Genomic DNA, 13,115 nt, shown 5'->3' on the forward strand with positions numbered 1-13,115 from the left:
AACGTGAGTATGCAAGTTATTTTGTGTAAATTAGCTATAGACCTGAGAGTGTTCACCAAACTGTGTCATTAATAATTTATCGTAACTGTAAATTTAGCCTGCCATCAAAAAATATCTGCAGTTGAGAAGCAATTAAAGCCCAATTATGCAGGGGCTGGCACCACTTTTCTAGTATTTTTTGACAGGCACAGTAAATTAATTTAAGTAAGGCATTTTCACTGGTAAAAGCCCCTTTATTTTTTGTATATTTGCGTACTTGCCGGTGAAACCCTTCAATAATGTTGGTTGTGTAGATAATACGCCTTAATTCTTCAGGATACTTAAAATACTGGGAAAGCTTATCCCATTGAGTTTGCCAAGACTTAATCACAGCAGGATATTTTTTACCCCATTTTTCATCGAGTTCTAATAGGTGATGCTCGGCTAAGTCCTTGGAACTCGCACGATAAACCAATTTTAAATCAGCCATAAAGGATTTTTGATCTTTGCTGGTCACATACTTTAATGAATGACGGATTTGATGAATCACACAAAGCTGAATTTCTGTCTGGGGGAAAACCTCAGCAATGGCTTCGGGAAAACCTTTTAATCCATCGATGCTGGCAATGAGAATATCCTCAACTCCCCGAGCACGTAAATCATTTAAGACACTTAACCAGAAACGAGAACCTTCATTTTCAGAAAGATACAGCCCTAAAATTTCTTTACGACCCTGGTTGTTAACCCCTAAAACCGAATAAAAAGCACGGCTACTGACTTTACCTTCAATACGTACCTTAAAATGCATGGCATCGAGAAATACGATCGGGTACACAGATTCTAGCGGTCTATTTCGCCATTCCGTTATAACCGGCATTAACTTATCGCTTATCAGGCTTATTTTAGCCGCTGAAACCTCAAGACCATACATATCCGCCAGATGGTCTTGGATCGCCTCATAGCTCATCCCAAGTGCATACAGCGATAGTATTTTGTTATCCAAGGATTCGTTTAAAACCGTTTGACGTTTTTTTACCATTTGCGGTTCAAACGTTCCTAGACGGTCTCGGGGTGTTTCCAGCTCAAAACTTTCTGTCTCCGTTTTTAATACTTTACTTGTTTTTCCATTGCGTCGGTTCGATAACTCAGGCGTTTTCGATTCTGATAATAAATGGGATTCTAATTCACCTTCTAACGACGCTTCGATAATTTGTTTTATTAACGGCGTTAATATTCCGTCTTTTCCTGTTAACGATTCTCCTGATTTTAGTCGGGCTATCGCTTCAGCTTCAAATTCTTTACTCAGTATCGCTTGTTTCATGTCAACTCCTAAAATTCTTAATTTAGTTTAGCGTTGACACAGTTCCTTGAATACTCCCATAGACCTTATTTACAGGCTCCATTTGTTACAGCCGATTCGATAGGTTTGTGTGGCGTTAATTGTTCTCCTATTCTATAATTATTTTATATAAGGAATAAATCTTTTTAGTTTATCTCTAAAAAGATTTGTTGCTTGCTTCTTAAATTTCTTTACTTCAAAACCATCTCTAAACCCCACTCGATATCCCAAATCATGAGCATCATCACTTTTCATTGTATTTAATAATTCCCGGTTTGATGAAATATATTTTTCTGAATAACGAGGGTAACCCTCCCGTAAAATACCCCAACCATTAAATAGAGTTTTTTGGTAAATTACTGATTTCAATCCCTAAACAAAAACTACTCTATTTAAAAACTGGGGGAAGTTTGGGAGGTTTACAAGATACCTCTAAATAAAATTCGATGTTCCGTTTTATCACTACTTACTGTTCCCGATAATATGAACATGATGAGTTCTTTTTGCTCCAAAGGGAGGCATTCCTTTAAAAAATCGCAAGTGAGATTTACTTAGGTTCTCAGCCCAAAAAATATAAGCTAACGTCTCAAGTAGCTTAATCCATTGCTTAGCTTCTTCTATGGATTCGACAGCAATAAAAATATCGATGACTGGCTTGCTTGAAAGCCCTGGTACCGCACAGTGCTACCCAAATGTTCTATTGAAACATATGATAATTGACTTGAAACCCTTTTAATTGCGTTTATTGCAGCTTCCGCTAATTTAGGCCCATTTAGAATGGTATGTTCAATAATAATATTATCTTTCGCCTCTAATTGTTCAGCTTTTGCCGAGCCGGTCTTATAATCGATCATCTGGATAAAGGAACTTTTTCCATTGTCATAGTTTTCTATATCTTCAGAAAATACTTCGGCTAATGACTGTTTTATCAGTGAATAAGCCTGCGTATATATTCCTCATGCGCAACCATGAAACCCCTAAATAATAAATGGCGCTTAATTTCAGGAGACCCTTGCTCAAATAAGTGAATATGATGTGTTCTTTTAGTTTTAGACTTCGAATAAAAACGACGGTCAGAAATACCGTATTCTCCCATACAAACGTAGCCTCGCTTTTCAAATTCATGATTTAATGGATCTACTAAACTTATGTCTTTGACAACGGGGGAAATATCAATGATGGGTTTGGCATAAATATTGGGTATGGCTGTGCTACCAATATAATGAATTTGGACACAGTTTTCTTTCAGAATTGATTTAATCTCATTTGCGGCATCGGCAAATATTTTTGGCCATTCTGGATTGTATTCCGTTAGCTCAACAAGCTTTATTTTTTCTTTTAGATCAATCATAACTGGAATTTCTTGTAGATTTTTTCAAGATTACCGTCATAGCCAATATGACCAACAATAAGCTGGGTTGCAGAAAAATTTAAGTACGATGGTTGAGGCTTAATTGCAACACAATTTATTTTCTTATGATCTACATTATAATATACTGTTATATGTGGATTAAAGTTCTGTAACACGTGTGGTGTGCCGTAACGATCAATTAATTGTTGTTGGGCCTGACTAAGTTGCGTATAGCAATCTTTAAAAACTGGTAATATACCTTCACGATACGGTGAAACCGCTTTTAAAATATCCGTATGTAATCTAAGTAATTGCACATTTTCTTTGATATTCCAAAATAAATTCGTACATGATTCCTTTAATTCAGCATCAAGCTCTAATTTAAAAGGATCAAGAGGTTTAGTGAGATTATCTAACGTTATACCTATTTTTTCTAGCTGCGAACAACGAAACCGACCTTGAAAAAGACTGATGTGGATAAGATTTTGTTTATTGGGAATATCTTCTAATGCCTGTTCAAGCTGATTATTAAGCCGAATTGCTTCTTTTACTATTTCATTGCTTGGTATTAACGCAATAGTGAGTTCATCGCAATCATGTTTTGATATAGTCATTATTTGCCACTTCACTTTTTACATTCACACAATGTCCCCATATAAAAGGGTTGTAATTAATGTCTTTATCGTACCAATCAATACCTTCTTTCTTAATTAAGTAATTTCTAAACAACATCGATGGGATCATTAATATAATAACGAAAATAAATTTTACAGCCCACGCTATCCCAATTGCTATTATGATTTTATTTAAGGAATAAAGAGTTGAAAAAGTACACAAATAAGCAATGGTCACTAATAATCCTTCGCTAATTATTGAAGCAAACAAACTACGAAGCCAAAATTTCTTACCGTACATTTTAATTTTAAACGTTGAAAATAAATATGCGTTAATAAAAGCACTTATAAAAACAGCAAATGCACTGCCAATTTCATTTTTTAATATAGTACCAAGACAGCCTTATAATGCTCGTGAAATGACCAAAAATCTGGCGAGGGTAAGAATAAAGTCAAATTAACAATAACCCCAAACAAAAGCTGTGCATAAATATTAAGCCAGATGAGTTCACGAGATAGGCTATAACCATAGACGTCAGCAATGATATCACCTAATGCATAACAAATAGGGTAAACTAAAGCACTTGCAGGAAGGAATCCGTAAAAAAATACTGTTAATTTACCTACAATACAATTACACGCTAACTGAATGGTAATAGAGGTAATCGCCAGTAAGTGAAAAAGTTTAAATCGTTGTAGTCCTTGAGAGATATTAAGAATATTCATGCCACATAAAAGCTTACTTTTCAAAGCCCCGATATTATTTCAGCAAAGGCCCTTACCTTATTGCCGGTTCGTCTTTCGGTGCTAATGCAGTGGTAGAAATGGCCAGGCAATTAGCCAACCAAGATGAAAAACTTGCTTTTGTTGGTCTTATTGATGGTTGGGCTAAATATCCTAAAGAAGCTAATGACAATCGCGAATGGTTTAGTCAAAACTTAATAAATCAGCTTAAAAGCCTCGATAAGCAGTTTTCTCGTGAAGATTTACCAGAATTACTTTTAGATTTACATTGGCATAGACAACAACTGCTAGTGAAGCATATTTTACCTAATATATCAGATATTAAATTAACGTTATTTAAAGCAAAGCAAACGATGGGAGTAATAAAACCTCTGGAATCTGTTTATAATAATTGGGATTACCATTGTAAATCTGTCCCAACGGTATATCTTGTATCAGGTGATCATTTTACAATGCATTTTCCACCACACCATAAATCCTTAGCTAAAGCCTTCAAACAAGCGCTTGCCGAAATTGATTTTTAGTAAAATACAAAATCGAGAAACAAAGCTCCTAAGAAACCAAATAAATTCATTAATTTTCACAGTGATGAGTAATGGTAAGTCTCCCCTAAATACCGCAAGAGCTAAATAGAGTTTCTGTTAAATTAATTAACCAGACGGAGATTCTAAATGAAGAAGAAAAAATTTACCGAAACCCAAATAGTAACACTATTAAAGGAAGGAGAAGCGGGTGTTCCAATAGCAGATTTATGCCAAAAATAGGGAATGGGCCAAAGCACGTACTTTGCTTGGAGAGCAAACTATGCGGGTATGAGCGTTACGGAACTTAAGCGCTTAAAACAGCTGGAAGATGAAAATCTTCAATTAAAAAGGATGTATGCTTCATTCAGTTTAGACCATGAACGTTGGACAAAAGCTAAATGATTTTTATTCTGAGTTCATATCGCGTATAACATGAGCTTTCATCAGAAAATCGGTTTAGCCACCCCAATAGCTTTTTTTAAGCCGATAATATTCTCTTCTTAACGTTTTTTGATAAGCTGTGTTATGCTTTGTCATTTTGGCGCTAATTTTCTACAAAACGTATTAAAATAGTTTATCTACTGTAATAACCTGGGTTCTCGGCTTCTATTGAAAAGTTCTTTACCGAGGTAAACTAAAATAATGGTTTTGAATAAGGTTTGCTTTTTTGTACTTTTATTGTAAGAGGGGCTGTATGCGTAGATTAGGTTTACATAGCCTGTTTTTAGCTTTATTAATCAGTTTGAGTGCTTGTGGAAAAATGAGTAATAATTCTAAGCCGACTTCGTCATTAAATTTTAAAGCGGGTAAGGATTATGAAGTTATTTCTACCTCAGAAATTGTGCCTAAATTTACTCCCAAAGCCCAGGTTCAAGTCGTTGAATATTTTAGTTACGCCTGTTCCGCCTGTTACCATTTTGAGCCAATATTAGAGAAGTGGCTTGCAAACAAACCAAAGTATGTAAAATTTGAACGTATACCGATAGTATTTCAACCCATGTGGCGTAGTTTAGCGCGCGCTTATTATATTGCAAAAATGTTAGGCGTCGAAAAAAAATTGACGCCTGCACTATTTAAAGCTATTCATGTCGAAGGGCAAGATTTATCGAACCCTAAACTTCAAGAAGCGTTTTTTATAAAACAAGGGATTAAACAACATACATTTGAAAGTATAGCTAGTTTTTCTCCAGGTATTGATGCACAGCTATTGAGAAGTGATACGTTGATGCAAAAAAATAAAATTCTTGCAGCACCGACATTAGTGATTGATAATCGGTATAAAGTTGATCCGAGTATGGTTGGCGGAAATCCTACCCGTTTTCTTCAGGTTACTGATTATTTGATAGAAAAAGTGAGGAAAGGGGACGAATAACTTGAGTGATTTCGTAACGATTCAGGGTTTATTTTTTAAACGGAATGAGCGTGTTATTTTTTCTGATATTGAATTGAGTATTCCCCGAGGGAAAATAACCGCAATTATGGGACCCAGTGGTTGTGGAAAGACAACATTATTACGATTAATAGGCGGGCAGTTAAAACCTCAACGAGGCAATATTATTGTTGATGGGAAATGGGTTCATCAACTATCGCGTACAGAATTATATGCTTTGCGTCGTAAAATGGGTATTTTGTTCCAGAGCGGCGCGTTATTTACCAATCTTACTGTTCAGGAAAATGTTGCTTTTCCATTAAAAGAGCATACTCATCTGCCTGATTTTATGATCCATGATATTGTACTGATGAAACTGCAATCCGTCGGTTTACGTGGTGCTAAGGATCTTATGTCCAGTCAACTTTCAGGAGGTATGGCGCGGCGCGTTGCTTTAGCACGGGCAATTGCACTCGATCCGGAACTTATTATGTATGATGAGCCTTTTACAGGTCTTGATCCGATTGCTCGAGGTGTGATTGTTAAGCTCATTTCAAATCTCAATACAGCGTTAGGTATTACAACCATTTTAGTATCCCATGATGTAAAAGAGACATTTAATATTGCAGATTATATTTATGTGATAGCGAATGGGAAAATAATTGGTTATGGTCCCCCTGAAAAGATACACAGCGATAAAGATCCAGAGGTTCAACAATTTTTAAAGGGTTTACCGGATGGCGTAGTTCCCTTTCATTACGCTGCGCTCGATTATGCCCAAGATTTGTTGCATTAGCGCTATGTTGATACTTGAGAAGTTACAGCAATTGGGTCAGCGTGGCTTACGACTACTGGTAAATTTTGGCCGCGCAACCCTTTTTTTAACTCAATTGTTGATTCGTAAGCCACGTTTTAGAAAAAGCTTTCCTTTGCTCATAGAACAATTATATTTTATAGGTGTATTGTCGTTAATCATCATGGTCATATCGGGGTTATTTATTGGCATGGTCGTTGGATTACAAGGTTATAATACCTTAAATAAGTTTGGCGCCAGCCAACAATTAGGCCAATTAGTTGCCTTAAGCGTGGTGCGAGAATTAGGACCTGTTATTACGGCATTATTATTTGCAGGCCGTGCGGGTTCAGCGTTGACTGCAGAAATTGGTTTAATGAAGTCAACCGAACAGCTTGCAAGTATGGAAATGATGGGTATCGATCCACTGTGGCGTGTTATTTCTCCCCGTTTTTGGGGTGGCTTTATAAGCATGCCATTTCTGATGATTATTTTTAGTACGGTTGCTATTTGGGGGGGGTATTTAGTCGGTGTTGTTTGGTTGGGTGTTGACGGGGGGACCTTTTGGAGTGCGATGCAATCGGCGGTTAATTTCCATGACGATATAATCAATGGGATTATAAAAAGTATTGTTTTTGGTGGTGTAGTGACCTGGATAGCCGTATTTCAGGGATATGATACGATACCTACGCCACAGGGTGTTGGACGCGCAACAACGCATACCGTTGTTTATTCTTCTCTGGCTATACTCGGTTTGGATTTTGTATTAACTGCTGTCATGATGGGAGGCTGGTAAGTGCGTGAGAGAGTAATCGAAATTTGGGTTGGTTTCTTTATGTTGTTTGGCGTACTTGCTTTATTATTTTTAGCATTTAAGGTCAGTGGATTAAGTAGCACAATTGGTAGAGGTGGTTATAATGTAACAGCTGCTTTTGATAACATAGGGGGATTAAAAATGCGTTCGCCAGTCTCTTTAGCGGGTGTTCATGTGGGAGAAGTCAGCGCAATAAAACTGGATGATCTCAAATTTAAAGCAATTGTAACCATGAGAATCGATTCCAGGTATAAACAATTACCCATTGATACCTCAGCAAGTATTTTAACTCAAGGATTATTAGGTGCAAATTATATTAATCTAACACCGGGGTTTGCACATAAATTTCTAAATAATAACGATATTATTCAAGATACACATCCCGCATTAATTTTAGAGGATCTGATTGGTCAATTCCTATTTAGTTTAAAAAATTCGGGAGGAAAAAAATGAAAAAGATAATAAGTATAGTTTTTGGATTATTAATGCTTGTCGACCCAATCGCATGGGCTATTTCTTCACCCGTCGATTTGTTGCAAAATACGTCTAACCAATTAATTTCATCGTTACAACGGAATCGAGCGACACTGAAAACGAAGCCCCAGGTTGTTTACGGAATAGTGAACCAAATTTTGTTACCCCATGTGGATATCATGAGTATGTCGAGCAGAGCGTTAGGACGTGAAGCGTGGTTTCAAGCGACACCTTATCAAAGGCAAGTGTTTGCTCAACAATTTGTTACATTGCTTATCCGTACGTATTCAAGCGCATTAGCGCAGTATACGAATGAAAAAGTTAATTTTTTTCCAATAAGAGGGGATTACAATAATCAATCTCGCGTACAGGTTAATAGCGCGATTGTTCGTGAATCAGGGCCGCCTATTAACCTCAGTTATCGTTTAATGCGAGAAGGTGGACAATGGATGCTTTATGATTTTAGTGTTGATGGTATCAGTATAATTGAAAGCTTTCGTTCACAATTTGTTGGAGAGCTGCAACAAAGTGGTATCGAAGGACTTATTAATAAACTGACTCAACATAATAGCCAAAATTATTAATTTTAATGAAAACTTCTTTTTTTCAGTTTAAAAAAGATTATTACGCATTAATAGGCGCTTTAACGATTCATACCGTTCCTCATCTATGGCAGTTCAGCAAAAGTCTCTTAGAAAACGACAAATCGTCGTTACTTATTTTTAACTTAGAGAAAGTTACCCAAAGTGATAGTAGTGGGGTGGCGTTATTGATTGCATGGACACGAATGTTAAGTCAGCGTGATCAAAAAGTTCACTTTGTGGCTTTACCTGAACAAATGCTTGCTATTATCCGCGTATCTGACTTAGAAAAAATATTACCGATAAAAAGCACATGATGTAAGGCAGTGCTCAATAATCTCAGTCTTAATGAGCTGCAATAATGCTGATTTCATTTGGGGTTTTTGTTATTAAAAAGTATATATTCGGGAAGCAGGCATTGTGAGATATAAAAATAGAGTAGAGAGATAAATGGTGGATAAACTAATTATTAAGGGTGGCGTCCCATTACAAGGTGAAGTTCGAATTTCTGGTGCGAAAAATGCAACGTTGCCCATTTTAGCAGCGTGTTTGTTATCCGAAGAACCGATTACCTTATTTAATGTCCCCCATTTGCAAGATGTGACTACAATGGTAGAACTTTTAAGTGGCATGGGTGCGCAATTTACCATTGGTGAACGGATGAGTTTAGAGGTGCGCGCTCGTGATTTAACGGACTCCTATGCTCCTTATTCATTAGTACGTAAAATGCGTGCTTCTATCTTAGTATTAGGCGCTTTACTGGCTCGATGTGGCGAAGCTATTGTTTCTCTTCCTGGTGGTTGCGCGATTGGCACGCGCCCAGTTAACTTGCATATACAAGGGCTTGAAGCGATGGGCGCTAAAATTGATATAAAAAATGGTTATATCAAGGCCAAAACGAAAGGACGTTTACAAGGGGCGTTTATCGAATTAGATACTATTACCGTGACTGGAACTGAAAATTTAATGATGGCGGCAATACTTGCCAAAGGTAAAACAATTATAAAAAATGCTGCACGTGAACCGGAAGTGGTGGATTTAGCAAATTTTTTAAATAGTATTGGTGCAAATATTAGCAATGCAGGAACAGATACCATTTCTATTGAAGGTGTTGAACAACTCACCGGTGGTTATTATCGAATTTTACCGGATCGGATTGAAGCGGCAACCTATTTAATTGCTGTTGCGTGTACCCAAGGGTTTATTCGATTGAAAGATATTCAAGCCAACACGTTAGAAGCTGTTATCGACACGTTACGTCAAGCGGGTGCAGAAATTGCGATAGGTGATCATTGGATTGAACTTGATATGCGCAATAAACGTCCAAAAGCGGTTAATGTGAGTACAGCACCCTATCCTGCTTTCCCAACAGATGCACAAGCACAAATTATGGCACTGAATATTATTGCTGAGGGCACTGGAATGATCACAGAAACGGTTTTTGAGAACCGTTTCATGCACGTTCAAGAGATGCGTCGTATGGGGGCTGATATTACTTTGAAAGGTAATATTGCCATTTGTAAAGGAGTTGATAAGTTAATGGGAGCAGAAGTAATGGCTACCGATTTACGGGCTTCGGCAAGTTTAGTTTTGGCAGGTTTAACGGCTCAAGGTGAAACAACGGTCAACAGAATTTATCACATCGACAGAGGTTATGAGTGCATTGAAGAAAAACTATCGCAATTAGGCGGAAGAATCTGCCGAATATCGCATTAAACGACTATCAATTAGAGAAGTTTATCAGCTAAATATATAATGCAACTATAAAACCAATAAACTTTCTAATTAAATTTCAATAAAATGCGCTATCAAACAATGGTCGCTTCACACAGGGTCGTCATTGTTCGTGATTGGATGCCGCTTAACATATTCCAAATAGATTGAGCTATTTTTTTTGCAGCTTTTTCTGCAATTATTTTTTCTTTTGTAGATAATTTTTTTATTAAAGTTTTCGTTGCTTCGGAATGTTCTACATCCGCTTCACGGTGAACTAAAAAAAATTTCAGCGTCGTTTCATCGGAAATGTTGTAAAACTGTTTTAACCCAGTAATTTTACTGGCAGCTGTTTGTGGGATTTGTCGCTCATAGGCGTATAAAGCACCTAAACCTTCTGCATAAGATGAGCGCGATAGCGCCATAAATTCATCGATAAATTGTTTCGTTTCTGGGAAAAGCGCACTACCCGTCACTGTCTCATCGGCTAGCCCCAGGCCTTGAGTAAATTGTAGCCATAAAACGGGGTGACTATCAAGACCATTCATTCCTTCTTCGTCATTTAAATTATCTAATAATACTTTTCGTGCCGTAGGGTCCTGACAATGACTATGTGTGGCACTAATATACCGAGGAAAAACATTCACATGGTGATAATATTGACACGCATAATCACAAAGATTATTTAGCGATAATTTACCAGCAGACCAGGCTTGATAGAATGGATGTTTCAATAAGTGGTTTTCGTTAAGCTGTCTATCCAGTTGCTGCATATAATTATTTTGTAAAATATCATTAAATGTAGTGTCCACGGTTTGCATCGTCATATGCCTTTCTCCTTATTTGGTTCAGAGTACGCTATTATACCGAATTTAATCTCAGAACTAAAACCAAGTTTATGTCTTAATATTACCGTTTTTTTAAGCCTAAATGCTTGAAGCCTTTATTAAATAGCTGGAATATTCAAAAACGCAAATTTTAAAAAAGAGCATAAAGATTTGATTATAAAATTTACATCATGTAAGCCGTTCATTGATGAATAATTTAGTTTAACGTCTGCGATTCCACTTTTATGGGTTAAAAACGAGTTTTCTTAATATTTTTTGTGTTTGATGGGCGTTTATCGCTATTTCATCGAACAAGCTCTTTGCAATCAGTTTACGAGGCGCTATCCAGGTGCCCGCCACGCAGCGCACAGCGGGTAGAGTCAAATAATGAATAAAATTGTTTGCATTTAAACCACCGGTAGGGCAAAAATGCAAAGGTAAAATTTCTGTAATGGCGCGTAAGGTTTTGATACCGCCCATACTTTCTGCAGGATAAAATTTAAGATAATTTAATTTGAGTTGATAGGCCAACATGGCTTCGCTTAACGTCACAATGCCGGGCATATAAGGTATGTTTTGTTTTTCGGCTTCAAGAACCAATGGTTTGCTTAAACCTGGGCTTACTGCGAATTTTGCTCCAACCGATTTTATCTGAGAAAATTGTTTGGTCTCAATGATCGTACCCGCTCCGACGATAGCTTCTGGAAACTGCGTATTTATTTTCTCGATAGCTGCTAAAGCGCAAGCAGTGCGTAAGGTAATTTCTAAAACGTTAAATCCAGATTCCAGCAAAGTTTCCGCTAAAGGAATTGCATGTTCTATGTTATCCATTACAATAACCGGTATAATGCGATTCTGGTTTAGAATATCAATTAATGTAAACATCAAAAACCTATAAAATGATATGCATAATACCTTCGTCTTTTATGCGAATCAAATATGGATAAAGATCGAACTGAAAAATTTAATCTGAATACGTTTGTTTATGTCTAAAATGAAACATATTGGCGCAATTGGTGAGGCCATGTTGGAATTATCGCACCAAACACCTACGTTATTATCACTTTCGTATGCGGGAGATACGTTAAACTTTTCAATTTATTTATGTCGATTATTACAAAATCAAGCCTATAAAGTGCACTACATAACCGCTTTAGGTCAAGATTTCTATAGTGAAGCGATGTTATTGGATTGGAAAAAAAAAGGTCTTCAAACGAATTTAATTTGTCGTATAGAGAATAAATTGCCTGGACTTTATTTAATTCGGACTGATAATAATGGCGAAAGAACATTTTATTTTTACCGATCAAATTCAGCTGCACGGGATTTATTTAAAGGAAACAATCGAAATGATTTATCTCGGCAATTGATAGAAATGGATTATTTATATTTTTCAGGAATTAGTTTGGCTATACTCGATGAAATGAGCAGAAAATATTTACTTTGTATTGTCGAAAAAGCAAAACAAAGAGGGGCGACAATTATTTTCGATAGTAACTATAGACCTTCATTATGGACGAATCCTGAGTCTGCGAAAAAAGTGACTCAAGATTTTTTAAAATTTGTTGATATTGCTTTAACAACGTTTATAGATGAACAATTAATCTTTGGTGATACAAATCCCGAAGCATGTGTTCAACGATTGTTGAAATATGGGATCACTGAAATAGTGATTAAATGTGGTTCTGATCCTGCTTTAGTTGCAACGACAGAGGGGCAACAACGTGTTCCCGCGTGTCCAGTGAGTCGAATCGTCGATACGACAGCCGCAGGAGATTCTTTTAATAGTGCTTATTTAGCATCACGTTTTTTAGGGTTTGATCCCATCCATGCGAGTTTATATGGTCATCAATTAGCGGCGCGGGTTATAACACATCCTGGCGCGATTATTCCTCAAAGTTTAATGCCTTCTTTATTTTGAGTGATGCAGGAAGTAAATTATTGTATTGCTCATCGAAATGACGTCCGTAGATTTGATAATCACGGTTATTAA

The 13,115-nt window shown here is 36.8% G+C and carries 20 protein-coding genes; 10 read left to right on the forward strand and 10 right to left on the reverse strand.

Features of this window, described 5'->3' with window-relative positions; all coding sequences use genetic code 11:
- Nucleotides 1–76: 76 nt before the first annotated feature.
- The 8 genes from RICGR_RS00060 to RICGR_RS08005 form a co-directional block, all read right to left on the reverse strand.
- Nucleotides 77–1,300: an IS256 family transposase gene (locus RICGR_RS00060; RefSeq protein WP_006034850.1), complete on the reverse strand. Its 1,224-nt coding sequence runs from the start codon at nucleotides 1,298–1,300 to the stop codon at nucleotides 77–79.
- 138 nt (nucleotides 1,301–1,438) lie between these two features.
- Nucleotides 1,439–1,687, reverse strand: coding sequence for a hypothetical protein (locus RICGR_RS00065; protein ID WP_040615032.1), 249 nt, complete (start codon nucleotides 1,685–1,687; stop codon nucleotides 1,439–1,441).
- Between the two features lie 93 nt (nucleotides 1,688–1,780).
- Complete coding sequence (locus RICGR_RS08095; RefSeq protein ID WP_081441718.1) at nucleotides 1,781–1,966, reverse strand: GrpB family protein; 186 nt, start codon at nucleotides 1,964–1,966, stop codon at nucleotides 1,781–1,783.
- Nucleotides 1,936–2,172, reverse strand: a complete 237-nt coding sequence (locus RICGR_RS07340) for a hypothetical protein (RefSeq protein ID WP_006035606.1) — start codon at nucleotides 2,170–2,172, stop codon at nucleotides 1,936–1,938. Before RICGR_RS07340 ends, RICGR_RS08095 begins: the two co-directional genes overlap by 31 nt.
- A 74-nt stretch (nucleotides 2,173–2,246) precedes the next feature.
- Nucleotides 2,247–2,669, reverse strand: coding sequence for a GrpB family protein (locus tag RICGR_RS00070; RefSeq protein WP_050763939.1), 423 nt, complete (start codon nucleotides 2,667–2,669; stop codon nucleotides 2,247–2,249).
- A complete protein-coding gene (locus tag RICGR_RS00075) occupies nucleotides 2,666–3,283 on the reverse strand; it encodes a DUF1045 domain-containing protein (protein WP_006035460.1) in 618 nt (205 codons plus the stop codon). The genes RICGR_RS00070 and RICGR_RS00075 overlap by 4 nt, the downstream gene beginning before the upstream one ends.
- A complete protein-coding gene (locus RICGR_RS08100) occupies nucleotides 3,264–3,671 on the reverse strand; it encodes a VUT family protein (protein ID WP_081441645.1) in 408 nt (135 codons plus the stop codon). Before RICGR_RS08100 ends, RICGR_RS00075 begins: the two co-directional genes overlap by 20 nt.
- Nucleotides 3,665–4,009 carry a VUT family protein gene (locus tag RICGR_RS08005; RefSeq protein ID WP_040615035.1) on the reverse strand — a complete coding sequence of 115 codons (345 nt, stop codon included), beginning with the start codon at nucleotides 4,007–4,009 and terminating at the stop codon, nucleotides 3,665–3,667. The genes RICGR_RS08100 and RICGR_RS08005 overlap by 7 nt, the downstream gene beginning before the upstream one ends.
- A gap of 5 nt (nucleotides 4,010–4,014) precedes the next feature.
- Between RICGR_RS08005 and RICGR_RS00090 the strand changes: the two genes are divergently transcribed.
- The 9 genes from RICGR_RS00090 (at nucleotide 4,015) to murA (ending at nucleotide 10,298) form a co-directional block, all read left to right on the forward strand.
- On the forward strand, nucleotides 4,015–4,551 hold the full coding sequence (locus RICGR_RS00090; protein ID WP_081441646.1) for a thioesterase domain-containing protein: 537 nt from the start codon (nucleotides 4,015–4,017) through the stop codon (nucleotides 4,549–4,551).
- Between the two features lie 243 nt (nucleotides 4,552–4,794).
- A complete protein-coding gene (locus RICGR_RS07785; protein WP_240992163.1) occupies nucleotides 4,795–4,953 on the forward strand; it encodes a transposase in 159 nt (52 codons plus the stop codon).
- A 292-nt stretch (nucleotides 4,954–5,245) separates the two neighbouring features.
- Nucleotides 5,246–5,923: a thiol:disulfide interchange protein DsbA/DsbL gene (locus RICGR_RS00100; protein ID WP_006035097.1), complete on the forward strand. Its 678-nt coding sequence runs from the start codon at nucleotides 5,246–5,248 to the stop codon at nucleotides 5,921–5,923.
- 1 nt (nucleotide 5,924) lies between these two features.
- Complete coding sequence (locus tag RICGR_RS00105) at nucleotides 5,925–6,716, forward strand: ATP-binding cassette domain-containing protein (RefSeq protein WP_006035765.1); 792 nt, start codon at nucleotides 5,925–5,927, stop codon at nucleotides 6,714–6,716.
- 10 nt (nucleotides 6,717–6,726) lie between these two features.
- Nucleotides 6,727–7,509: a lipid asymmetry maintenance ABC transporter permease subunit MlaE gene (mlaE, locus tag RICGR_RS00110; RefSeq protein ID WP_040615265.1), complete on the forward strand. Its 783-nt coding sequence runs from the start codon at nucleotides 6,727–6,729 to the stop codon at nucleotides 7,507–7,509.
- Nucleotides 7,510–7,980: an outer membrane lipid asymmetry maintenance protein MlaD gene (mlaD, locus tag RICGR_RS00115; protein WP_006034756.1), complete on the forward strand. Its 471-nt coding sequence runs from the start codon at nucleotides 7,510–7,512 to the stop codon at nucleotides 7,978–7,980.
- Complete coding sequence (locus RICGR_RS00120) at nucleotides 7,977–8,585, forward strand: MlaC/ttg2D family ABC transporter substrate-binding protein (protein ID WP_006035350.1); 609 nt, start codon at nucleotides 7,977–7,979, stop codon at nucleotides 8,583–8,585. Before mlaD ends, RICGR_RS00120 begins: the two co-directional genes overlap by 4 nt.
- A 5-nt stretch (nucleotides 8,586–8,590) precedes the next feature.
- Nucleotides 8,591–8,899 (forward strand): STAS domain-containing protein, encoded by a 309-nt coding sequence (locus RICGR_RS07345; protein ID WP_006034997.1) that lies wholly within the window; start codon nucleotides 8,591–8,593, stop codon nucleotides 8,897–8,899.
- A 136-nt stretch (nucleotides 8,900–9,035) separates the two neighbouring features.
- Nucleotides 9,036–10,298 (forward strand): UDP-N-acetylglucosamine 1-carboxyvinyltransferase, encoded by a 1,263-nt coding sequence (gene murA / locus RICGR_RS00130; protein ID WP_040615269.1) that lies wholly within the window; start codon nucleotides 9,036–9,038, stop codon nucleotides 10,296–10,298.
- A 92-nt stretch (nucleotides 10,299–10,390) separates the two neighbouring features.
- On the opposite strand, the gene RICGR_RS00135 is transcribed toward murA, so the two are convergent.
- Both RICGR_RS00135 and eda read right to left on the reverse strand, forming a co-directional pair.
- Nucleotides 10,391–11,122, reverse strand: coding sequence for a CADD family putative folate metabolism protein (locus RICGR_RS00135; RefSeq protein WP_006035132.1), 732 nt, complete (start codon nucleotides 11,120–11,122; stop codon nucleotides 10,391–10,393).
- A gap of 243 nt (nucleotides 11,123–11,365) precedes the next feature.
- Nucleotides 11,366–12,007: a bifunctional 4-hydroxy-2-oxoglutarate aldolase/2-dehydro-3-deoxy-phosphogluconate aldolase gene (eda, locus tag RICGR_RS00140; protein WP_006035729.1), complete on the reverse strand. Its 642-nt coding sequence runs from the start codon at nucleotides 12,005–12,007 to the stop codon at nucleotides 11,366–11,368.
- A 100-nt stretch (nucleotides 12,008–12,107) separates the two neighbouring features.
- Here eda and RICGR_RS00145 point away from each other — a divergent pair, with 100 nt between their 5' ends.
- Complete coding sequence (locus tag RICGR_RS00145) at nucleotides 12,108–13,043, forward strand: sugar kinase (protein WP_006035275.1); 936 nt, start codon at nucleotides 12,108–12,110, stop codon at nucleotides 13,041–13,043.
- The last annotated feature ends 72 nt before the right edge of the window (nucleotides 13,044–13,115 follow it).

Origin of the sequence: Rickettsiella grylli (assembly GCF_000168295.1) — a bacterium.
Taxonomy (GTDB): domain Bacteria; phylum Pseudomonadota; class Gammaproteobacteria; order Diplorickettsiales; family Diplorickettsiaceae; genus Aquirickettsiella; species Aquirickettsiella grylli.